Annotated in this window: 19 protein-coding genes; 13 read left to right on the top strand and 6 right to left on the bottom strand. The window is 72.7% G+C overall.

Annotation, left to right across the window (positions count from 1 at the left end; genetic code table 11):
* The first annotated feature begins 65 nt into the window (after positions 1-65).
* The 5 genes from Q7L73_RS07255 to murG all read left to right on the top strand — a co-directional run bounded on the left by Q7L73_RS07255 (position 66) and on the right by murG (position 6,572).
* Positions 66-1,733 (top strand): penicillin-binding protein 2, encoded by a 1,668-nt coding sequence (locus Q7L73_RS07255; RefSeq protein ID WP_304687600.1) that lies wholly within the window; start codon positions 66-68, stop codon positions 1,731-1,733.
* Positions 1,734-1,792: 59 nt separating this feature from the next.
* On the top strand, positions 1,793-3,268 hold the full coding sequence (locus Q7L73_RS07250) for a UDP-N-acetylmuramoyl-L-alanyl-D-glutamate--2,6-diaminopimelate ligase (RefSeq protein WP_304687599.1): 1,476 nt from the start codon (positions 1,793-1,795) through the stop codon (positions 3,266-3,268).
* Between the two features lie 3 nt (positions 3,269-3,271).
* A complete protein-coding gene (gene mraY / locus Q7L73_RS07245; RefSeq protein WP_304687597.1) occupies positions 3,272-4,240 on the top strand; it encodes a phospho-N-acetylmuramoyl-pentapeptide-transferase in 969 nt (322 codons plus the stop codon).
* 90 nt (positions 4,241-4,330) lie between these two features.
* Complete coding sequence (gene ftsW, locus Q7L73_RS07240) at positions 4,331-5,578, top strand: putative lipid II flippase FtsW (protein ID WP_304687594.1); 1,248 nt, start codon at positions 4,331-4,333, stop codon at positions 5,576-5,578.
* Complete coding sequence (gene murG, locus Q7L73_RS07235) at positions 5,487-6,572, top strand: undecaprenyldiphospho-muramoylpentapeptide beta-N-acetylglucosaminyltransferase (protein ID WP_304687590.1); 1,086 nt, start codon at positions 5,487-5,489, stop codon at positions 6,570-6,572. Before ftsW ends, murG begins: the two co-directional genes overlap by 92 nt.
* A gap of 216 nt (positions 6,573-6,788) precedes the next feature.
* Here murG and Q7L73_RS07230 read toward each other — a convergent pair whose 3' ends face one another.
* The 6 genes from Q7L73_RS07230 to Q7L73_RS07205 form a co-directional block, all read right to left on the bottom strand.
* Positions 6,789-8,006, bottom strand: a complete 1,218-nt coding sequence (locus Q7L73_RS07230) for a hypothetical protein (RefSeq protein ID WP_304687588.1) — start codon at positions 8,004-8,006, stop codon at positions 6,789-6,791.
* Positions 8,007-8,109: 103 nt separating this feature from the next.
* On the bottom strand, positions 8,110-9,126 hold the full coding sequence (locus Q7L73_RS07225; RefSeq protein WP_304687586.1) for a fatty acid desaturase: 1,017 nt from the start codon (positions 9,124-9,126) through the stop codon (positions 8,110-8,112).
* Positions 9,127-9,202: 76 nt separating this feature from the next.
* Positions 9,203-9,874 carry a response regulator transcription factor gene (locus Q7L73_RS07220; protein WP_304687584.1) on the bottom strand — a complete coding sequence of 224 codons (672 nt, stop codon included), beginning with the start codon at positions 9,872-9,874 and terminating at the stop codon, positions 9,203-9,205.
* A complete protein-coding gene (locus tag Q7L73_RS07215) occupies positions 9,871-11,004 on the bottom strand; it encodes a sensor histidine kinase (protein WP_304687581.1) in 1,134 nt (377 codons plus the stop codon). The genes Q7L73_RS07220 and Q7L73_RS07215 overlap by 4 nt, the downstream gene beginning before the upstream one ends.
* 82 nt (positions 11,005-11,086) lie before the next feature.
* Positions 11,087-11,884, bottom strand: a complete 798-nt coding sequence (locus Q7L73_RS07210) for a hypothetical protein (RefSeq protein ID WP_304687574.1) — start codon at positions 11,882-11,884, stop codon at positions 11,087-11,089.
* A complete protein-coding gene (locus Q7L73_RS07205) occupies positions 11,881-12,789 on the bottom strand; it encodes an ATP-binding cassette domain-containing protein (protein WP_304687572.1) in 909 nt (302 codons plus the stop codon). The genes Q7L73_RS07210 and Q7L73_RS07205 overlap by 4 nt, the downstream gene beginning before the upstream one ends.
* 212 nt (positions 12,790-13,001) lie before the next feature.
* On the opposite strand from Q7L73_RS07205, the gene Q7L73_RS07200 reads away from it, so the two are divergent.
* The 8 genes from Q7L73_RS07200 to gcvH all read left to right on the top strand — a co-directional run bounded on the left by Q7L73_RS07200 (position 13,002) and on the right by gcvH (position 20,736).
* Positions 13,002-14,087, top strand: coding sequence for a sensor histidine kinase (locus Q7L73_RS07200; protein ID WP_304687570.1), 1,086 nt, complete (start codon positions 13,002-13,004; stop codon positions 14,085-14,087).
* A gap of 11 nt (positions 14,088-14,098) precedes the next feature.
* Positions 14,099-14,758 (top strand): response regulator transcription factor, encoded by a 660-nt coding sequence (locus tag Q7L73_RS07195; RefSeq protein WP_304687568.1) that lies wholly within the window; start codon positions 14,099-14,101, stop codon positions 14,756-14,758.
* Between the two features lie 62 nt (positions 14,759-14,820).
* Positions 14,821-15,105 carry a hypothetical protein gene (locus tag Q7L73_RS07190; protein ID WP_304687565.1) on the top strand — a complete coding sequence of 95 codons (285 nt, stop codon included), beginning with the start codon at positions 14,821-14,823 and terminating at the stop codon, positions 15,103-15,105.
* A gap of 181 nt (positions 15,106-15,286) precedes the next feature.
* The gene (gene murC / locus Q7L73_RS07185) at positions 15,287-16,753 is read left to right on the top strand and encodes a UDP-N-acetylmuramate--L-alanine ligase (RefSeq protein ID WP_304687562.1); all 1,467 of its coding nucleotides are present in this window, start codon (positions 15,287-15,289) and stop codon (positions 16,751-16,753) included.
* 144 nt (positions 16,754-16,897) lie between these two features.
* Entirely contained in the window at positions 16,898-17,896 is a 999-nt protein-coding gene (locus tag Q7L73_RS07180) for a cell division protein FtsQ/DivIB (RefSeq protein WP_304687560.1), read from the top strand.
* A 204-nt stretch (positions 17,897-18,100) separates the two neighbouring features.
* The gene (ftsZ, locus tag Q7L73_RS07175) at positions 18,101-19,195 is read left to right on the top strand and encodes a cell division protein FtsZ (RefSeq protein ID WP_304687557.1); all 1,095 of its coding nucleotides are present in this window, start codon (positions 18,101-18,103) and stop codon (positions 19,193-19,195) included.
* 63 nt (positions 19,196-19,258) lie between these two features.
* Entirely contained in the window at positions 19,259-20,350 is a 1,092-nt protein-coding gene (gcvT, locus tag Q7L73_RS07170) for a glycine cleavage system aminomethyltransferase GcvT (protein ID WP_304687555.1), read from the top strand.
* Positions 20,350-20,736, top strand: coding sequence for a glycine cleavage system protein GcvH (gcvH, locus tag Q7L73_RS07165; RefSeq protein WP_304687553.1), 387 nt, complete (start codon positions 20,350-20,352; stop codon positions 20,734-20,736). The genes gcvT and gcvH overlap by 1 nt, the downstream gene beginning before the upstream one ends.
* The last annotated feature ends 4 nt before the right edge of the window (positions 20,737-20,740 follow it).

Genomic DNA, 20,740 nt, shown 5'->3' with positions numbered 1-20,740 from the left:
GCGTCGCGCGCGGCGGCGGGCGGCCGGCGTGAGGCCACGGCGGCATCGCCGGGGAGCCGCTCCTGATGCCCTCGATCACCGACCGCCGCATCGGACTGCTGTTCCTCGTCTTCGTGCTCGCGCTCGGCGCCGCGTTCCTGCGCGCCGGCTGGCTGGGGGCCGTCAAGGCTCCCGCGCTCAAGCAGGCCGCCGCCACCCAGCAGATCCAGACGGTCACGCTGCCGGCCCCGCGCGGGACGATCACCGACCGCACCGGCGCGGTGCTGGCGCTCTCGGAGGCCGCCAGCGACATCTCCGCGACGCCGTACCTCGTCAGACCGAGCGAGAAGAACAGAACCGCCGCCGCGCTCGCCCCGCTGCTGCAGCAGGACGAGGCCGACGTGCTGAGAAAGCTCAACGGCGACAACGGCTTCGTCTACCTCGCCCGGCGCGTGCCGGCGGCGCGCGCGAACGCGATCAAGAGACTCGGGATCGAGGGCGTCACGCTCACGCCCAGCACGCTGCGCAGCTACCCGCGCGACTGGCTCGCCTCGCAGGTGCTCGGCTCGGCCAGCGAGGAGCCCGGCGGAGGCAGCGGGCTCGAATACGGCGAGGACAGAGTCCTGCGCGGCCAGGACGGCGTGCGCAGAATCGTCAACGACGCGCTCGGGCAGGCGATCTCGGTCAAGGACGAGAGGCCGACCGTCCCCGGCAGAGACATCCAGCTGACGCTCGACGCCGGCCTGCAGGAGAAGGTCGAGTCGGTGCTGGAGGGCGTCGGCAAGACCTACCGGCCCAGAGGCGCGACGGCGATCGTGATGAACCCGCAGACGAGCGAGATCCTCGCGCTCGCGAACTGGCCGCGGGTCGACGCCAACGACCCCGGCGGCGCGCCCGCCTACGCGCAGCAGAACCGCGCCGTCGGCATGACCTTCGAGCCGGGCTCGACCTTCAAGGCGTTCACCGTCGCCGGCGCGCTCGACGACGGCACCGCGACCCCCGAGAAGACCTACTACCTGCCGACCGAGCTGCACATAGCCGACCGGATCCTGCACGACGACCACGCGCGCGGCGAGGAGACCGCGACGGTCGCGCAGATCCTCGCCGAGTCGAGCAACATCGGCGCGGTCAGAGTCGCGCTCGACATGGGCGCCAGACGCTTCAGCCAGTGGGTCGACCGCTTCGGCTTCGGTCACAGAACCGGCGTCTCGCTGCCGGGCGAGGAGATCGGCCTCGTGCCGACCTACGACGACTACTCCGGCTCCTCGATCGCGAACCTGCCGATCGGCCAGGGCCAGGCGGTCACGCCGATGCAGATGATGCAGGCGTACGCGGCGATCGCCAACGGCGGCGTCCTGCGCGAGCCGCGGATGATCGAGAAGGTCGGCGGCGTCGCCGTGCCGGGGGCGAGAGGGAGACGGATCCTCTCGCAGCAGTCGGCCGCCGAGGTGCGCGAGATGCTCAAGGGCGTCCTGTCGGCCGGCGGAACCGCCGCCGAGGCGGCGATCCCCGGCTACGACCTCGCCGGCAAGACCGGCACCGCCAACAAGGTCGACGCCGACACCGGCGAATACTCGAGATCCCGCTACATCGCCTCGTTCATGGGCTTCGCGCCGGTCAGAGACCCGAAGCTGCTGGTGTCGGTCGTCGTCGACGAGCCGCAGGGCTCGATCTACGGCGGACAGGTCGCCGCGCCCGCGTTCCAGAAGATCGCGGCGTGGGCGTTGCCCTACTTCGGCGTGCAGCCGAATTGAATGGCGCGCGGACGCTCGCGAGGGGAAGGGTCGGGCGGCCCGAGTACACTCGTCGCCCGATGAAGCTGCTGGACGTGATCGGCAGCGCAGACGCCTCTCCACTCGCCGCCCCGCAGGGCGACGTCGAGATCGCCGCGCTCGCCTACGACAATCGGACGGTCCAGCCGGGAACGCTCTTCTTCTGCGTGCCCGGCTTCAGCCGTGACGGACACGACTTCGCCCCCGACGCGGTCGCGCGCGGTGCTGCCGCGCTGGTCGTCGAACGGCCGCTGGGGCTGGGCGTGCCGGAGGTGCTCGTGCCCTCCGTGCGCGCCGCGATGGCCCAGTTCGCCGCCAACTTCGAGGACCGCCCGAGCGAGTCGCTCGACGTCGTCGGCGTCACCGGCACCAACGGCAAGACGACGACCGCCTACCTCGTCCGCGGCCTGCTGGAGGCCGCCGGCCGCCAGACCGGGCTGCTCGGCACCGTCGCCGCGATCGTCGGCGGGCAGCAGCGCGAGGTCCAGCGCACGACCGCCGAGGCGATCGAGCTGCAGCGCGACTTCCGCGCGATGCTCGACGGCGGCGACGTCGCGGCCGCGATCGAGGTCTCCTCGCACGCGCTGGAGCTGCATCGCGCCGACGCGACGCTGTTCGCCGCCGCGATCTTCACCAACCTGACGCAGGACCACCTCGACTTCCATCCGACGATGGAGGAGTACTTCCTCGCCAAGCGCAGGCTGTTCGAGCCGGCGCTGCTGGACGGCGTCGCGGTCGTCAACGTCGACGACCCCTACGGCCGCCGGCTGGCGCAGGAGCTGCGCGCCGAGGGCGCCGGCCTCGTCACGATCGCGATCGATCACGAGGCCGACTACCGCGCCTCGAACCTGCAGGTCAGCCTCACCGGCTCGACCTTCACGGCGCAGACGCCGGAGGGCGCGTTCGACCTGCGCACCCCGCTGCCCGGCCGCTTCAACGTCCAGAACGTGCTCGGCGCCGTCGCCGCGGTGCGCGCGCTCGGCGTCCCGCTCGCCGAGATCGCCGCCGCGCTGCCGCAGGCCGGGCGCGTCCCCGGCCGTTTCGAGCCGGTCGACGAGGGGCAGCCGTTCGCCGTCCTGGTCGACTACGCCCACACGCCCGACTCGCTCGACAACGTGCTGCAGGCCGCCCGCGGCCTGACCGAGCAGCGCGTCATCAGCGTCTTCGGCTGCGGCGGCGACCGCGACCGCACGAAGCGCCCGCTGATGGGGGAGATCGCCGCGCGCCTCTCCGACGAGACCTACGCGACCTCCGACAACCCGCGCTCGGAGGACCCGGCCGCGATCCTCAGAGACGTCGTCGAGGGCACCGGCACGGGCCCGCACGTCCACGTCGAGGTCGACCGCCGCACGGCGATCGGCGCGGCGATCGGCGCAGCGCGCGACGGCGACGTCGTCGTGATCGCAGGAAAAGGGCACGAGCAGGGGCAGGAGTTCGAAGGCGGCCGCAAGACGCCGTTCGACGACGTCACCGTCGCGCGTGAGGCGCTGCGGGCGCTGAGAGACGGGGTGGCCTGAGCGATGGGACGGATCCTGATCGCGGGCACCGCCTCGCTGCTGCTCTGCATCTTCCTCAGCCCGAAGTTCATCGCCTTCATCCGCGAGCGCGAGTTCGGCCAGCAGATCCGCGCCGAGGGCCCGCAGGGCCACCACTCGAAGGCCGGCACGCCGACGATGGGCGGGATCATCATCTTCCTCGCGGTCTCGATCCCGTTCCTGATCCTGACCGAGTACGACTGGCTCGCGATCGGCGTCTTCGGGACCGCGATCGCCTGTGCGCTGATCGGCTTCGTCGACGACTACACGAAGGTGATCCACAAGCGCTCGCTCGGCGTCAGAGGGCGCACGAAGCTGATCGCGACGATCGCGATCTCGATCGGCCTGTGGCTCGCCGCGACCAGAGGCGCCGGGCTGCAGCCGACGCTGCGGCTGCGGATCGTCGACGCGCAGATCGACCTCGGGATCCTCTATCCCGTCTTCATCTACCTCGTCGTCGCCGGCACCACCAGCGGCGTCAACCTGACCGACGGCCTCGACGGCCTCGCCGCCGGCTGCGCCGCGATCGTGCTGCTCGCCTTCATCGGCATCACCTACATCACGACGGGTCAGCAGGAGCTGTCGCTGCTGGCCGCCTGCCTCGTCGGCGCCTGCGTCGGCTTCCTCTGGTTCAACTCGTTCCCGGCCAACATCTTCATGGGCGACACCGGCTCGCTCGGGCTCGGCGGCGCGATCGCCGGGCTCGCGGTGATGACGAAGACCGAGATCCTGCTGGTGATCCTCGGCGGGATCTTCGTGATCGAGACGCTGTCGGTCGCGATCCAGGTGTTCGCCTTCCAGACCTTCAGGAGACGCGTCTTCCTGATGGCGCCGATCCACCACCACTTCGAGCTGCGCGGCTGGTCGGAGACGAAGATCATCCTGCGCTTCTGGATCATCGCCGCGGTCTGCGCCGCGATCGGCTTCACGATCTACCAGCAGTCGATCCGCTGAGCGGCTTCTGAACCGGCGCGCTCGCGCGGCAGGGTCCGCGGCGCGCCCGTCGAAGCTGTCTTGGATGGATGCCGCCGTCGACCTCGTCAGATGAAGCGCCGCGACCGCGTACCGACGCAGCCGCGGCCGATCGAGCACCGCGTGCTGATCACGGCGACGCTGTGCCTGATCGCGATCGGCGCGGTGATGGTCTACAGCGCCTCCTCGGCCCGCAACCTGCTCGAGGCGGGCGGCTCCGGCACCGGCTACCTGATCCGCTACGTCGGCCTCGGCCTGATAGCGCTCGCCGGGATGCACATCATGGCCCGGCACGGCGTCGAGCTTCTGAGAAGACTGACGCCGCTGCTGCTGCTCGGCTCGTTCGCGGCGCTCGTGCTGGTGCTGATCCCGGGCATCGGCACGGAGGTCAACGGCGCCCGCTCGTGGCTGGGCCCCGGCATCTTCTCGCCGCAGCCGTCGGAGCTGATGAAGCTGGCGCTGATCCTCTACTGCGCGCAGTTCCTGGCCGCGCACCCGCGCCGGATCCAGACCTTCAGAGGGATGATGAGCCCTGTCGGCTACGTCGCCGGCGCCGCCGCCTTCCTCGTCATCATCGAGCCCGACACCGGCACGACGATCGTGATCGTCGGGATCGTCGCCTCGATGCTGATCGTCGCCGGCGTGCCGATCAGGTACCTCGGCTACTGCGCGGCGATCGGGCTCGTGCTGCTGCTGATCCTGGTGCTGCTGCAGCCCTACCAGCAGGACCGCCTGACCTCGTTCATCGACCCGTGGGCGGCCAAGTCCGGCGAGGGCTTCCAGTCGGTGCAGGGGCAGATCGCGCTCGGCTCCGGCGGGCTGTTCGGCGTCGGCATCGGCCAGTCGGTGCAGAAGGTCTTCTACCTGCCGGAGGCCCACACCGACTTCATCCTCGCGGTGATCGGCGAGGAGCTGGGGCTGGTCGGCGTCTCGGTCGTGATCGCGCTGTTCGGCCTGATCGTCTGGTCCGGACTGCGGATCGCACGGAGCGCGCGCGACCAATATGCAAAGCTGCTGGCCACCGGCCTCACGGCCCTGATCGCATGTCAGGCACTGCTCAACATCTTCGTCGTGCTCGGAATGGCGCCGCTGACCGGCGTCCCGCTGCCGTTCGTCTCGTACGGGCCGACCAACCTGATCGTGATCCTGGCCGCCGTCGGGCTGCTGCTGAACCTCGCCGACCGCAACCGCGCGTACATGCGGCTGGTCGATACGGATCGCGAGCCGCGTGAGCGCCCCGTTGCGGATCGTGATCGCCGCCGGCGGGACGGCGGGCCACGTCGTGCCGGCGCTGGCAGTCGCCGACGCGCTGCGGGCTGACGGCGCCGAGGTCACCTTCATCGGCGGCGAGCGGGCTGAGCGGGAGCTGGTCCCGGCGGCCGGCTACGAGCTGAAGACGCTCGCGGTCGAGGGGATCAGCCGCTCCAACCCGCTGAAGGCGGCGCGGGCGGTCGTGAAGGCCGGCGCGGGCGTCGTGAAGGCGCGCGCGCTGCTGCAGCAGCTGCGGCCCGACGCGGTGATGGGCGGCGGCGGCTACGTCGCCGGCACCGTCGGCGCCGCGGCCGCCTCGCTGCGGCTGCCGCTCGTGCTGACCGAGGCCGACTCGCACCTGGGGATCTCCAACAAGGCGCTGGCGCGCTTCGCCAGACGCGTCTGCCTCGCCTTCCCGCTCGACGGGCGCGAGGGGGAGAAGTATCTCGTGACCGGGCGGCCGGTCCCGCCGCCGGCGACCGATCGCGCCGCGGCGCGGGCCCGTTTCGGCCTCGGCGACGCAGAGACGGCCGTGGTCGTGTTCGGCGGCTCGCTTGGGGCGCGCTCGATCAACACGGCCGCTTTGAGCGCGTTCGCGGCGCCGTCGCTCGACGGGCAGCCGCTGCGGATCGTCCACGCCGCCGGCGCGCGCGACTTCGATTCGCTCAGATCGCCCGGCGACCACTACGACCTGCGCAGATACATCGACGGCTTCGGCGAGGCGCTGCTCGCGAGCGACCTCGTCGTCGCCCGCTCCGGCGGCTCGATCTTCGAGATCGCCGCCGCCGGCAGAGCGGCGATCCTGATCCCGTACCCGCACGCCGCCGCCGACCACCAGACCGCCAACGCGCGCTGGATGGAGCAGGCTGGCGCCGCGGTGGTGGTCGCCGACGCCGACCTGAACGCGGAACGGCTGGCGCGCGAGGTCTCCGCGCTGGTCGGCGACCGCGCGCGGCTGCAGCAGATGGCCGCCGCCTCAGCGTCGCTGGCGCGGCCGGACGCGGCGCGGGCGATTGCGGCAGAGCTGCTGACGGCGGCTCGCGCGGGCGCCGACGCGCGCTGAGCAGCTCAGCCGAGCGACGAGCTGGTCAAGGCTGCCGGGCGCTGAGCGCGACGGCGCGTCCGCACGCCCGCGAGGGCGCTGACGACCGCCGGTCGCGCTGCCCGGGACGCGGGGCGGCAGGGCGACCGGCGGTCGTCGGCGCGGCCGGCGCACGGCTCCGCGGGGGATGCGGAGCCGCCGCACGGATGCGCCGGCACGGCTGAGGCGGCTGCGGTCCTACTGCAGCCCCATGTTCGGCTCCCCTTGGGCGTTCAGCCCGTTGGCGACGCGCACGCACGTGCCGCCTCTGACCGCCCCGCCGTTGTACGCCAGCCGCAGGCAGTTGCGCATCGCCAGCTGACCCCAGTAGTTGGCGTGGATGCTCTCCTGCAGCTGGTACGGGCCGACGAGCGTCGTGACGGTGCGGATCTGGTTGACCCACTCGCTGTTGTCGACCGCGCCGGCGCTTCTCCAGTTCGCGATCCCGCGCTCCTCCAGCAGCCCGACCGTGTTCTCGCACAGCCGCCGGCCGTCGAACGCCTGCTGCAGGTCGAGCAGTCTCGTGTTCGGCAGGCCGCTCGCCGGCAGCGCGTTGCGCATCGTGTTGTTCATCGCCGGCACGACGACGTCGTTGGCCCAGTTGACGTCCCGGTTCCAGGCGCCGCAGCCGCCAATCGTCTGGCGCGTGAAGCCCGTCTCCGGGTAGCGCGCTCTGTCGCTGCGCGGGATCGGATCCCAGTAGGTCTGGCCGACGATCGTGTACTGCGAGGTGCTGTAGCCGGCCGCTCTCATCGCCTGCGCGACCCGCAGCAGCGCGTCGCGGACGTTGGCGGTCTCGGTCGCCTGGCGGGCGGCGGTGAAGCGGTTGGCGATGTCGGAGTCGTCGGAGCAGTAGTTCTTCCACCACGACGGCGACGTCAGCCAGTTCTCGACGCAGCGCGTGACGACGTCGGCGAAGCCGTAGTTGTTCGCGCTGATCATCACGACGACGGCCGTGACGTTGTGCGTCGCGGCGTACTCCTGCAGCAGCAGCGCCTGGCCCTTGCGGCCGGAGGCGTCGCTGTAGAAGTCGACGCCGGGCTTGAAGTCCTGGCCCGAGCCGGTGCCGACGGTGCTCGTCTGAGCGCCCGAGCAGGCGAAGTTGACGCCGGTCACGCCGCCGCCGATGAACGCCTGCGCGCTTCTGGAGCGGTGGCAGTTTCTGATCGCCTCGCCGCTGGGCGTGTCCCAGTAGGCGGTCGATCCGAGCGCGTCGATCTTCGACGACGCGTCGTTCGTGTTGCCGGCCCAGCGGCCGGCCTCGCCCGAGATCGCCGAGTCGCCGAGCGTGACGACGTTCGGCGTGCCGACGCCCGGTCCGTCAGCGTGCGCGACGGCCGGAACGGCGCAGGCGCCCGCAAACGCGAGCGCGCAGGTGACCCCGCGCACGCTGCGCGGGCTGATGTCTCCCCACATCGAGGTCTCCTCCCCGTGATTCGCCCCGGCTCACGCCGAAGCGCTGATGGGGGATACCACGATGAGGCGGGGCGACAAACCCCGTTGTTGGAATTTTGTTCAGTTAGGCGGCGAGCGGCTCGGCGGCGGGGCGGCGCGCCTCGCGGAAGGTGACGATCCGGCCGCGCTGCTCGTCCCACAGCTTCAGCCGCGGCGCCTTGAGCGCGTCCCAGACGGTCAGCACCGGCACCTGCTGGAAGACGTCGAGCCCGTCGTGCGCCGCCTGCAGCTTGTAGTTCGGCACGCGCGCGGAGAGGTGGTGGACGTGGTGGAGGCCGATGTTGCCCGAACACCACTGCAGCGGCTGCGGCAGCTTCAGGTAGGAGCTGCCGCGCAGCGCGGCGTCGGCGTACGTCCACGTGTCGCTCGACTCCCAGTAGGTGTCCTCGAACTGGTGCTGGACGAAGAACAGCCACACCCCGGCGCCGCCCGCGAACAGGATCAGCAGGCCCTGGATGATCAGGAACTGCTGCCAGCCGACCAGCAGGCACATGCCCGTGACCGCGATCGCGACCGCGACGTTCGTCATCCAGACGCTGTGGCGGATCCGTCTGCTCATCGATCTGTTCCACAGCCGCGGCTGGATCGTGAACGACCACAGCGGGCCGAGCGTGAACAGCACGAACGGGCTGCGGAAGATGCGGTAGCCGATCCGCGTGCCGCGGCTGGCGGCGTTGAACTCGGCGACCGTCATCGTCGGCACATCGCCCTCGCCGCGGCGGTCGAGGTCGCCGGCGGTCGCGTGGTGGACCGCATGGCTGTGACGCCACGACGCGTACGGCGTCATCACCAGCAGGCCGGTGAAGCGGCCGAGCCACGTATTCGCCGCCTTCGCCTCGAAGAACGAGCCGTGGCCGCAGTCGTGGAAGACGATGAACGAACGCAGCAGGAAGACCGAGGCCGGGACCGCGAGCGCCAGCGTCAGCCAGAACGAGACGTCGTTCAGCGCCCACACCATCACCGGCCACAACAGCAGATACGGCACCACGGACGTGGCGAGATCCAGCAGCGCCCGGCCCCGATCGGGCGTCGCGTAGGGCGCGACGTCAGCGCGCCAGGGGTTGTTCATGGTCGGTGTCACAAGCGGATCATGGCGGGTCCGGCGGCGGTGCGGAGCAGTGCCCGCCACCGGATCGTGGTGGGGTTGTCCCCCGGGGTCAGGGCCGCACGAGCCCGAGCCGGTAGGCGAGGATCACCGCCTGCACCCGATCGCGCAGGTCGAGCTTGCCGAGCACGCGCGCCACGTGGGTCTTGACGGTCGCCTCCGACAGCACCAGCCGCGCCGCGATCTCGGCGTTCGTGCGGCCGGCCGCCAGCTCCAGCAGCACCTCGCGCTCGCGCGGGGTGAGCGCGGCGAGGCGCGGGTCCGTCTCGCTGGAGACGCTCGGCTGCGGCTCGGCGGGGAGCTGGTGGGAGAAGCGGTCCAGCAGGGCGCGCGTGACGCGCGGCGCGACGACCGCGTCGCCGGCCGCGACCGCGCGGATCGCGGCCGTCAGCTGCTGCGGCGGCACGTCCTTCAGCAGGAAGCCGCTGGCGCCGGCGCGCAGGCCGGCGAAGGCGTAGTCGTCGAGGTCGAAGGTCGTCAGGATCAGCACGCGCGCGCGGACCTGCCGTTCGGCCAGCCGGCGGGTCGCCTCGATCCCGTCGGTGCCGGGCATCCGCACGTCCATCAGCACGACGTCGGGATCGAGCTGCAGCGTGAGCGCGACCGCCTCGTCGCCGTCGCCGGCCTCGCCGACGACCTCGATCCCCGGCTGCGCGCTCAGCACCATGCGGAAGCCGGCCCGCAGCAGGGCCTGGTCGTCGGCCAGCAGCACGCGGACGCTCATCGCGGCAGGCCCGCGCAGACGCACCAGCCGCCCTGCGGCCGCGGCCCCGCCTCGACCGTGCCGTCGAACAGCGCCAGCCGCTCGCGCATGCCGGCGAGGCCGTGGCCTCCCTCCGGCTGAAGCGCGGATGCGCCATCGTCGCTCACCACGACCGTCACCGCGTCATCTTCCCAGCGCAGCGTCACCTCCGCGCGCGAAGCGTCGCGCGCGTGCTTGCGCGTGTTCGTCAGCGCCTCCTGCACGACGCGGTAGAGCGCCAGCTCCGCGCCCGGCCCGAGCGGGCGCGGCTCGCCCGTGACCGTCAGCCGCGTCGGCAGGCCGGCGGCGCGCGAGTCCTCCAGCAGCGCCTCCAACTGGGCGAGGCCCGGCTGCGGCGCCAGCGGCGCGTCGCCGTCGCGCCGCAGCACGCCCAGCAGCCGCCGCATCTCGCCGAGCGCCTCGCGGCCGGTCGCGGCGACGTTCGCGACCGCCGCGTCGGCCTGCGCCGGGTCGCTCGCGCGCGTGAGACGAGCGCCGTCGGCGAGCGCGACCATCACCGACAGGCTGTGCGCGACGACGTCGTGCAGCTCGCGTGCGATCCGCGCCCGCTCGGCCGCCGCCGCCAGCGCCGCCTCCTGGTCGCGCTCCCGCTCCAGCTGGGCGGCCCGCTCGTGCAGCGCGGCGAGCTGCTCGCGGCGGGTGCGGACGTAGACGCCGAGCACGGTCGCGGCGACGGTGCAGGCGCTCAGCGTCAGGAAGGCCGGCGACAGCGCGCCCGCGCCCGACCATCTCGCCGCCGCCAGCAGGCAGCCCAGCTCCAGCACCGCGACCGCCGCCACGACCAGCCAGCGGCGCCGCTCGTGCGCGGCGACCGTGTAGATCGCGATCAGCAGCGACAGGTCGGCGATCGAGATCTCCAGCGTCAGCCACTGCACGAACGCGGCGATCGCGACCAGCGCGAAGACCGGCACCGGCCAGCGGCGGCGGACGGCGAGCGGCAGCACCATCGCCGCCGGCACGAGCCAGCCGGCGCGCGGCGGGCGCGGCTCGCCCCAGGCGACGGCGAGCGCCAGCAGCAGCGTCAGGCCGAGGCCGTCGACCGCGAGCGGGTGGCGCGCGGCCCAGGCGCGGGCGCGCTCGAGCATGCTCATGAAGCAGCCTCGGCCGGGAAGGCGAGCCGCAAGGCGAGCGTTCACGACGGAACCCGAGGCCGCAGGCCGAGTGGTTTCGCGCTCACGCGTCCTTTCGCAGCAGCGACCAGATCCCGCCCGCGAGCACGACCGCGGTGAAGGCGGCGAACAGCAGCAGGCCGGCGCCGGGCGCGAGCGCGTCCGGATCCGGTCTCGCGAGCGCGACCGACTCGAGCGCGTTCGACGGCAGGTACGGCGCGACCGCGGTCCACAGCTCGCCGACGATCGGCAGCACCAGCACGATCCCGAACAGCGTCGCGATCGCCGCCGCGGTGTTGCGCAGCAGGAAGCCGAGCGAGGCGCCGAGCAGCGCGGTCGCGGTCAGCACGACCGCCTGGCCGACCACCGCGCGCAGCACGCCCGGGTCCGACAGGCTCGCGTGCCAGTGGGCCGACATGACGGCGCTGCCGAGGAACCAGGCCGCGAACGAGGCGGCGAGCGTCGTCGCTCCCAGCACGAGCGTCAGCAGCGTCAGCTTCGCGGTCAGGACCGGCAGCCGGCGCGGGACGGCGGCGAGCGTCGCGCGGATCATCCCGGTCGCGTACTCGCCTGTGACGACGAGCACGCCGGCGACGCCGAGCAGCAGCTGGCCGAGGAAGCGGCCGCCGACGTGGACGTCGTAGGAGACGGAGACCGACTGCCGCTGGAGATCGCTCATGGTCGCCCACTGATGGTTGCGGATCAGCCCGACCATCACCGCCATCCCGACCATCGCGGCGAGGCCCGCGGCGAGCGTGAGCGTCGTCGAGCGGAGCGAGCGCAGCTTGATCCACTCCGAGCGCAGGACGCGCGGGAAGCTGACTGCCGAGGCGCTCGCGGGCGTCTGCCGCAGGGCGCTCATGCCGCCACCGCCTCGTACTCGACGGCGTCGCGCGTCAGCTCCATGAACGCCTCCTCCAGCGTCGCCCGCTGCGGTGTCAGCTCGTGCAGGGTGAGGCCGTGGTCGCGCGCGACGGTGCCGATCTGCGCGCTCGTCAGGCCGCTCACCTCCAGCTCGTCGCGGGCGCCGCTGGCGACCGCGACGCCCGGCCCGGCGAGCCGCTCGCGCAGCGTCGTCGCGTCGGGCGTGCGCACCAGCACGCGGTCGCTCGCGGCCCGGCGCGTCAGCTCCTCGACCGGCAGGTCGGCGATCAGCCGCCCTCTGCCGACGACGATCAGGTGGTCGGCGGTCAGCGCCATCTCGCTCATCAGGTGGCTGGAGAGGAAGATCGTGCGGCCCTCGGCGGCGAGCCCGCGCAGCAGCGTGCGGACCCACAGCACGCCCTCCGGGTCGAGGCCGTTGACCGGCTCGTCGAGGATCACGGTGCCGGGGTCGCCGAGCAGCGCGGCCGCGATCCCCAGCCGCTGGCCCATCCCGAGCGAGAAGGCGCCGGCGCGCTTGCCGGCGACCTGGCGGAGGCCGACGAGGTCGATCACCTGCTCGACGCGGGCGTGCGGGATCGCGTGCGTGGCGGCGAGCGCGCGCAGGTGGTCGCGGGCGCTGCGGCCGGGGTGGATCGCGTGCGCCTCCAGCAGCACGCCGACCTCGCGCAGCGGGGCGCGGTGGTCGCGGTAGGCGCGGCCGTCGACGCGCGCTGTGCCGGCGGTCGGCGCGTCGAGGCCGACGATCATCCGCATCGTCGTGGACTTGCCGGCGCCGTTGGGGCCGAGGAAGCCGGTCACTCTGCCGGGCTCGACGCGGAAGCTGAGCGCGTCGACGGCGAGCCGGTCGCCGTAGCGCTTGGTGAGGTCGGTGACGTCGATCATGGCTGGCGACGTTAGGTCCGGCGCGCCGTTCGCGAAACGGCCGTGCGGGCGATCTTCCGCGTCCGCGCGTACGCCGCGCGGATGACACCGTACGCCGGTCGGGCGGGCCGGCGCGGTGGGGCTAGCCCCCGCATCGGGACGGGTGCGCGCAGCCGCGCGCTGACCGATCCGCTCCAATGACGCCGGGCCTGTCGGCGACCACCATCTCGTGCATGATCTTCCCTGCGATGCCCGGCACCGACCGCGACAGCGAGGCGCGGCCCTCCGACGACTACGAGGTCACGCTCGCGCTCCACGGCGCGATGGCGGGCCTGGTCGGGGCGGTCGTGACGATCGTCTGGGCCGCGACCGGCGCCGGCTCCTTCTGGCCGATGTGGGCGTGGCTGGGGCTGCTGGTGACGCTCGCCGTCCACGCGCTCGGCCGTCATCTCGTCGACACGCTCGAAGGGCGGCTGCGGCCGTTCGTCTTCCACGTCGAGGTGACGGTCGTCGTCTGCGCCTTCGAGATCGTCATATGGGCGATGTCGGGCGGCGGCTACTTCTGGCCGATCTGGCCGATCGTCGGGCTCGGCTCGCTGCTCGCCGTCCACTGGATGGTGCTCAACCGCGGCTGGCTGCCGACGCGCAGAGAGCGTCAGCTGACCGAGCGCGTCGACCAGCTGACGCGCACGCGCCGCGGCGCGCTCGACGTCCAGGCCGCCGAGCTGCGGCGGATCGAGCGCGACCTGCACGACGGCGCGCAGGCGCGGCTGGTCGCGCTGTCGATGCAGCTGGGGCGGGCCGAGGAGCGGCTGGAGGATCAGCCGGAGGTGGCGGAGCTGGTGCGCGCCGCGCGCGGCGAGGCCGGCGCGGCGATCAAGGAGCTGCGCGACCTCGCGCGCGGGATCGCGCCGCCGGTGCTGGCCGACCGCGGTCTGGTGGCGGCGGTGGAGGCGCTCGGGCAGCGCTCGGCGGTGCCGGTGACGGTCGAGGCGCGGATCGAGCGGCGGCTGCCGCCGGTCGTCGAGACGGCCGCCTACTTCGTCGTCGCGGAGGCGCTCACGAACGTCGCCAAGCACGCGCCGTCGGCGGGCGCGCGGGTCGTGCTGGCCGAGCGCGACGACCGGCTCGTGGTCGAGGTCGCCGACGACGGGCCGGGCGGGGCTGCTCTGGACTCCTCCGACGACGCGCGCGCCGCCGGGTCCTCGACGGGCCTGGCCGGGCTGCGCAACCGCGTCGAGGCGCTCGACGGCGAGCTGCGCGTCACCTCGCCGGAGGGCGTCGGGACCGCGGTGCGGGCGGAGCTGCCATGTCGATAGAAAGAGTGCCGATGCGCGTCGTGATCGCCGAGGACAACCTGCTGCTGCGCGAGGGGCTGGTCGCGCTGCTGAGAGAGCGCGGGATCGACGTCGTCGCACAGGCGGAGGACGGCGACGGCCTGCTGCGGATCGCCGCCGGCCACAAGCCCGACCTGGCGATCGTCGACGTGCGCCTGCCGCCGTCGTTCACCGACGAGGGCGTGCGGGCCGCGATCGAGGCGCGCAGACGCGACCCGAGACTGGCGATCCTGATCCTCTCCCAGTACGTCGAGCCGGTCTACACCTCCGAGCTGCTGGCGGCCGGCGACGGCGGCGTCGGCTACCTGCTGAAGGAGCGCGTCGGCGAGGTCAGAGCGTTCGTGGAGGCGCTGGAGCGGGTCGCCTCCGGCGGCACCGCGCTCGACCGCGAGGTCGTCGCCGAGCTGGTCCGCGCCCGCCACGCCGGCGACAGCGGCGGCATCGCCGGCCTCACGCCGCGCGAGCGCGAGGCGCTGGCGCTGATGGCCGAGGGCAAGACCAACGCCGCGATCGCCCGCGCGATGGTCGTGACCCCGGGCGCGGTCGAGAAGCACGTCTCGAACATCTTCTCCAAGCTCGACCTCCCGGCCACCGACGACGACCACCGCCGCGTGCTCGCCGTGCTCGCCTTCCTCGGCGCCGGCGACAGCTGATTCCCCGCGATACAAGATCCGGTGTGTAGACATCGGATCGGCCCGTTCGTACGGTGGTTTGCATGACGATCACAGCGAACAGTCAGCGCCCGCCGCTCGTGATCCTCCCGGAGCTCGTGGAGGCCGACCGGCGCGTGGCGAAGCACAACGGACGCGAGCCGCTCGATGCGGAAAGACTGCGCCGGACCGTGGTGCAGGCGAAAGAGCACATTGACGAGCTGCGAGCTCGCGGCGTTCCGGTCGAGGATCCGGCAGGCGAGGAGGACGATCCGTACGAGCAGCGCCATCTCGCGGCGCGATGGAACCGCATCGCCGATAACGGCTTGCACCTGGAGGAGGCGGCATGACCACATCGACGGCGACGAGATGCGGCGTCGTCCTCATCGATGCGTCGGCGCACAGCCGACGCAGCATTTCGATCGGTTGTCGCAGGTGCTGGACTTCAAGAGCGTCTGGCTGGCGCCGGCGGGGTCGTTGACGTAGGGGCGAGGCGCGTGGGGGCGGGGTCGGTCGCTAGGGTCTTCGGCCGTGACGGACGTGAGACCTTGGGCCGGGCGGCGGCTCCACTTCATCGGGATCGGCGGCGCTGGGATGAGCGGGTTGGCGTTGGTCGCCGGCGCGCTCGGCGCGGAGGTCAGCGGCTCCGACCGGGCCGACTCGCCGACCGTGGCGAAGCTGCGCGAGGGCGGGGCGACGGTCGCGGTCGGGCACGACGCCGCGAACGTGCCGGCGGGGGAGGGGGTCGAGCTGGTCTACTCGACCGCGGTCCCGGCCGAGAACCCGGAGCGCGCCGCCGGGCGCGAGCGGGGGCTGGTCGAGCTGCATCGCGCCGACCTGCTCGGCGAGATCACCGCGCTGCCGGGCCACCGCTGCATCGCCGTCACCGGCACGCACGGCAAGACGACGACATCGAGCATGGTCGTCCACGCGCTGATCGGCTGCGGGCTCGACCCCGGCTACCTCGTCGGCGGCGAGGTCCGCTCGACCGGCTCCAACGCCGGCTGGGGCGGCGGCGAGCTGATCGTCGTCGAGGCCGACGAGTCCGATCGCTCGCTGCTCAGACTCCACCCGGACGTCGCGGTGCTCACGAACGCCGAGCTCGACCACCACGCCACCTACGGCTCGCGGCTGGAGGTCGACGAGACCTTCCGCGAGTTCCTCGGCAGAGCGTCAGCCGGCGTCGTCGTCTGGGATCGCCCGGACCTGGTCGCGCTCGCGCCCGGCGGGGAGGCGGCCGCTGCGCGCGGCGAGACGACGGGCGAGGCGGGGGCGGGCGAGGCGGGCGCGGGCGGCGTGGGCGAGGCGGGCGCGGGCGGCGCGGGCGAGGCGGGGGCGGGCGGCATCGCGGTCGTCCCCTACGACGTGCCCGAGCCGATCCTCGACGCGACCGGGATCAGCTTCGGCTGGCGCGGGCACGACGTGCGGCTGACCGTCCCCGGCGCTCACAACGCGCTCAACGCGGCGGCGGCGCTGGAGGCCTGTCGGCTCGCCGGTGCCGACCCTGGCCAGGCCGCAGCGGCGCTTGCCGACTTCCGCGGCGCCGGTCGCCGCTTCGAGCTGCTCGGCACCGCCGCCAGCGGCGCGAGGATCTACGACGACTACGCCCACCACCCGACCGAGGTGGCGGCGACGGTCGCGGCTGCGCGCACGCTCGCGCCCGGCCGCGTGGTCGTCGTCTTCCAGCCGCACCTCTTCTCGCGCACGCGCGCGTTCGCGCGTGAGTTCGGCGCCGCGCTCGCCGCCGCCGACCTCGTCGTCGTGCTCGACGTCTACCCGGCGCGCGAGCGTCAGGAGGAGTTCCCCGGCGTCAGCGGCCACCTGATCGCCGCCGCCGCGGCCGACGCGCGCCGCGACGGCCCGGCGGACGGCGTCGCCTGGCTGCCCGGCTTCGACGCCGCCGAGGCCTACCTCAGAACCGCCCTGCGCCCCGGCGACCTCGTGCTGGCGATGGGCGCCGGCGACGTGAACGCGCTCGGCCGCCGCCTCGTCGGGTAGCGGCGCCGCGCGTCGCGTGGGCGTCTGGGGCCGGCCGTCGCGCGGGGGAGGGCCGCCGGCTCGGACGCGCTGCCTGTCGGCGAAACGTCCGCTCAGGCGATTTCGAGCAGGCGTCGCGGGCTCTGGGTCGAACCCCTCGGTTGCATGTCCCGATCCGCCCCCCCACCGTCCGCGCGCCTGCCGCTGCTGCGCAAGCTGGGCATCGTGCGCGACGGCGCGCCCGCGCACGCCGCACCGCGGCCGCCGCGCGGCGCACGCGTCGCGAGCCTGACGCGCGTCCGCCCGCGCCGACCGCGGCTGCGCACGATCGTCGTCGCGCTGCTCGCGACGGCGCTGCTCGTCGCCGGCTGGTTCTGGCTGCGCGACTCCTCGCTCGTCGGCGTCCGCACGGTCACCGTCACCGGGCTCAACGGCGGCCAGGCCCAGGAGATCGAGCGCGCGCTCGACAACGCCGGCCGCAGCATGACCACCCTTCACGTCCGTCGCGACGCGCTCGACTCGGCCGTCGCGCCCTTCTCGATCGTCAAGCGGATCGAGGTCACGACCGACTTCCCGCACGGGATGAGGGTCCACGTCGTCTCCAACGTCGCCGTCGGCGCGGTCGAGCTCGACGGCAGACGGACCCCCGTCACCGCCGACGGCACGCTCCTGCGCGACGTCGCCGCCGCCGACACGCTCCCGCTCGTCCCGCTCCACGGCACGCCGACCGGCTCGCGCCTGAACGAGGGCGAGGCGATCGCGGCCTTCGCGGTCCTCGGCGCCGCCCCGACCGCCTTCCGCCACCGCGTCGAGCGGGTCGCGACGACGAGAGCCCACGGACTCGAGCTGCAACTGCGCGACGGACCGGCGCTGTGGTTCGGCGATCGCGAGCGGCTGACCGCCAAGTGGGCGGCCGTCGCCGCCGTCCTCGCCGACCCGCAGGCGGCCGGCGCGGCCTATGTCGACGTCGCCGCGCCGGAGCGCCCGGCGGTCGGCGGACTGCCCGACGGCGCTCCGGCGACGAGCGAGAGCGACGACCCGGACCTGCCCGACGGCGCGACCGTCGACCCGCAAAGCGGCGCCCTGCTCGATCTTGGCGCCGACGACTCCTCCTCCAGCACGGACACGGCAACGCCCGATCCCACCGCGGAGACCACCCCCTGACCTAACCGTCAACCTGAGGTCGAGCCCTTGGCCGGAGCGCAGAAAACGCTCCACAACTGCTAGAGAGTTCGGCATTCTGCAACGCATCTTGCGTGCGGCAGACCTCGTTGACACCCAGCCGAAAAAGCCCGTAACGTGCGACAATCCAGTCACTGGCGTGGGGCAAACTCTCAACGCTAACTCCAGCCTCGGACGGTAACCCTCATGGAAAGCGGCAGCTATCTCGCAGTCATCAAGGTCGTCGGTGTCGGCGGCGGTGGAACCAACGCGGTCAATCGCATGGTCGACGCCGGCCTGCGCGGCGTCGAGTTCATCGCTGCGAACACGGACGCCCAGGCGCTGCAGATGTGCGACGCCGACATCAAGCTCAACATCGGCCATGAGCTGACCAGAGGCCTTGGTGCCGGCGCCAACCCCGAGGTCGGCCACGGCGCCGCCGCCGAGTCGCGCGACGCGATCAAGGAGGCACTGAAGGGCGCCGACATGGTCTTCGTCACGGCCGGCGAGGGCGGCGGCACGGGCACCGGCGCCGCGCCGGTGATCGCCGAGATCGCCAAGAACGAGATCGGCGCGCTCACCGTCGGCGTCGTCACGCGGCCGTTCAGCTTCGAGGGCGCGAACCGCAACCGGCAGGCCGAGGAGGGCATCCAGCGCCTCCGCGAGCAGGTCGACACGCTGATCGTGATCCCGAACGAGAAGCTGCTCGGCGTCGTCGAGCGCCGCACGACGATCATCGAGGCGTTCCGCGAGGCCGACAACGTGCTGCGCCAGGGCGTCCAGGGGATCACCGACCTGATCACGATCCCCGGCCTGATCAACCTCGACTTCGCCGACGTGCGCACGATCATGCACAACGCCGGCACGGCGCTGATGGGCATCGGCACGGGCTCCGGCGAGACGCGCGCGGTCGACGCCGCCAAGGCGGCCGTCTCCTCGCCGCTGCTGGAGGCCTCGGTCGAGGGCGCGACCGGCATCCTGCTCAACATCACCGGCGGCCACGACCTCGGCCTGTTCGAGGTCAACGAGGCGGCCGAGATCGTCTCGGCCGCGGCCGACACGCAGTCGAACATCATCTTCGGTGCCGTCATCGACGACTCGATGGGCGACGACGTGCGCGTGACCGTGATCGCGACCGGCTTCGAGCACGGTGGCGGCGGCCCGGTCCAGCGCGCCACCAACGAGGCGCGCGAGACGGCCAGAACGACGCGCAGGCGGCGTGACGTGACGATGGACGACCGGCAGCGCTCGTCGCTGGAGATCAGCGACGACGACATCGACATCCCGAGCTTCCTCCGATAGGGCGCACGGGCGGGGTGGGCGGCCCTCGGAACGGCCGCCCACGTTGCTAGATTCCCGCGCTCGATGAGCGCCCCTGAGACGTCCCTCCGCCGCACCTCGCTGTACGCCGCGCATCAAGCCGCCGGCGCCAAGCTGGTGCCGTTCGCCGGCTGGGAGATGCCGGTCCAGTACCCCGCCGGGATCAGAGCCGAGCACCTCGCGGTGCGCCACGCCGTCGGCGTCTTCGACGTCTCGCACATGGGCGAGATCGAGACGCGCGGCCCTGGCGCGCTCGCCTTCCTGCAGCGCATCCTCTCCAACGACGTCGAGAAGATCGACCAGGGCGGCGCGCAGTACAGCGTCCTCTGCCAGGAGGACGGAGGCGTCCTCGACGACCTCTTCACCTACCGGCTCGGCGAGGACAGGTACCTGACCGTCACCAACGCCGCCAACCACGCGCAGGACCTGGCCTGGTTCCAGCAGCAGGCGAAGGCGTTCGAGGAGGTCGAGGTGATCGACCGCGCGGCCGATTTCGCGATGCTGGCGGTGCAGGGCCCGGAGGCGCGCGGCCTCGTCGCGGTGCTGACGGAGGGCGGCGCCGACGCGCTGCCCGGCCGCTTCCGCGTCAGCGAGTGCCGCGTCGCGGGCGTCGACGCGCTCGTCTGCGGCACCGGCTACACGGGCGAGGACGGCGTCGAGCTGCTCGTCCCTCCGGCCGACGCACCGGCCGTCTGGGAGGCCGTGCTGGCCGCCGGCGCCGCGCCCGTCGGCCTCGCCGCGCGCGACACGCTGCGGCTGGAGGTCTGCTTCCACCTCTACGGCAACGACCTGATGACGACGCGCGGCCCGATCGCCGCCGGTCTCGGCTGGTGCTGCAAGGAGGCGACCGGCTTCATCGGCTCCGAGGCCGTCGCGAAGGCGCGCGCCGAGGGCCCGAGCGAGAAGCTGACGCCGTTCGTCTTCACCGGCGCGGGCATCCCGCGTCAGGGCAATCCGGTCGTCGGTGGCGGGGTCGTCACCAGCGGAACGCTTTCGCCATCTCTCGAGGTGGGTATCGGGATGGCCTATCTGCCGGTGGAGCAGGCCGTGCCCGGCACGGAGATCGAAGTGGACGTGCGCGGCAAGCTGCGCCCGGCCGTCGTCAAGGAAAAGCCACTCTTCAGAAAGGGCAGCTAATGGCCGACGCCAGCTATCCCGAGGACCTGCTCTACCACGCCGAGCACGACTGGGCCAAGATCGACGGCGACGTCGCCACCTTCGGCGTGACCTGGTTCGCGCAGGACTCGCTCGGCGACGTCGTCTTCTTCGACCCGCCGGCGGTCGGCGCTCAGGTCACGGCCGGAGAGGGCTACGCTGAGGTGGAGTCCGTCAAGGCCGTCTCGGATGTGATCGCCCCGCTCAGCGGTGAGATCGTCGAGGTCAACGAGGCCCTCAAGGACACCCCCGAGCAGATCAACGACGACCCCTACGGCGAAGGCTGGATGGTCAAGGTCAAGCTCAGCGACCCGTCGCAGACGGAGACGCTGCTGAGCCAGGCCGACTACACCGCCCAGCTCGGCTAGACGG

It is taken from the genome of Conexibacter sp. CPCC 205762, assembly GCF_030646155.1.
Classification (GTDB): domain Bacteria; phylum Actinomycetota; class Thermoleophilia; order Solirubrobacterales; family Solirubrobacteraceae; genus Conexibacter.
The sequence above is the reverse complement of the archived record's forward strand: the minus strand, read 5'-3'. Positions and strand labels throughout refer to the sequence as shown.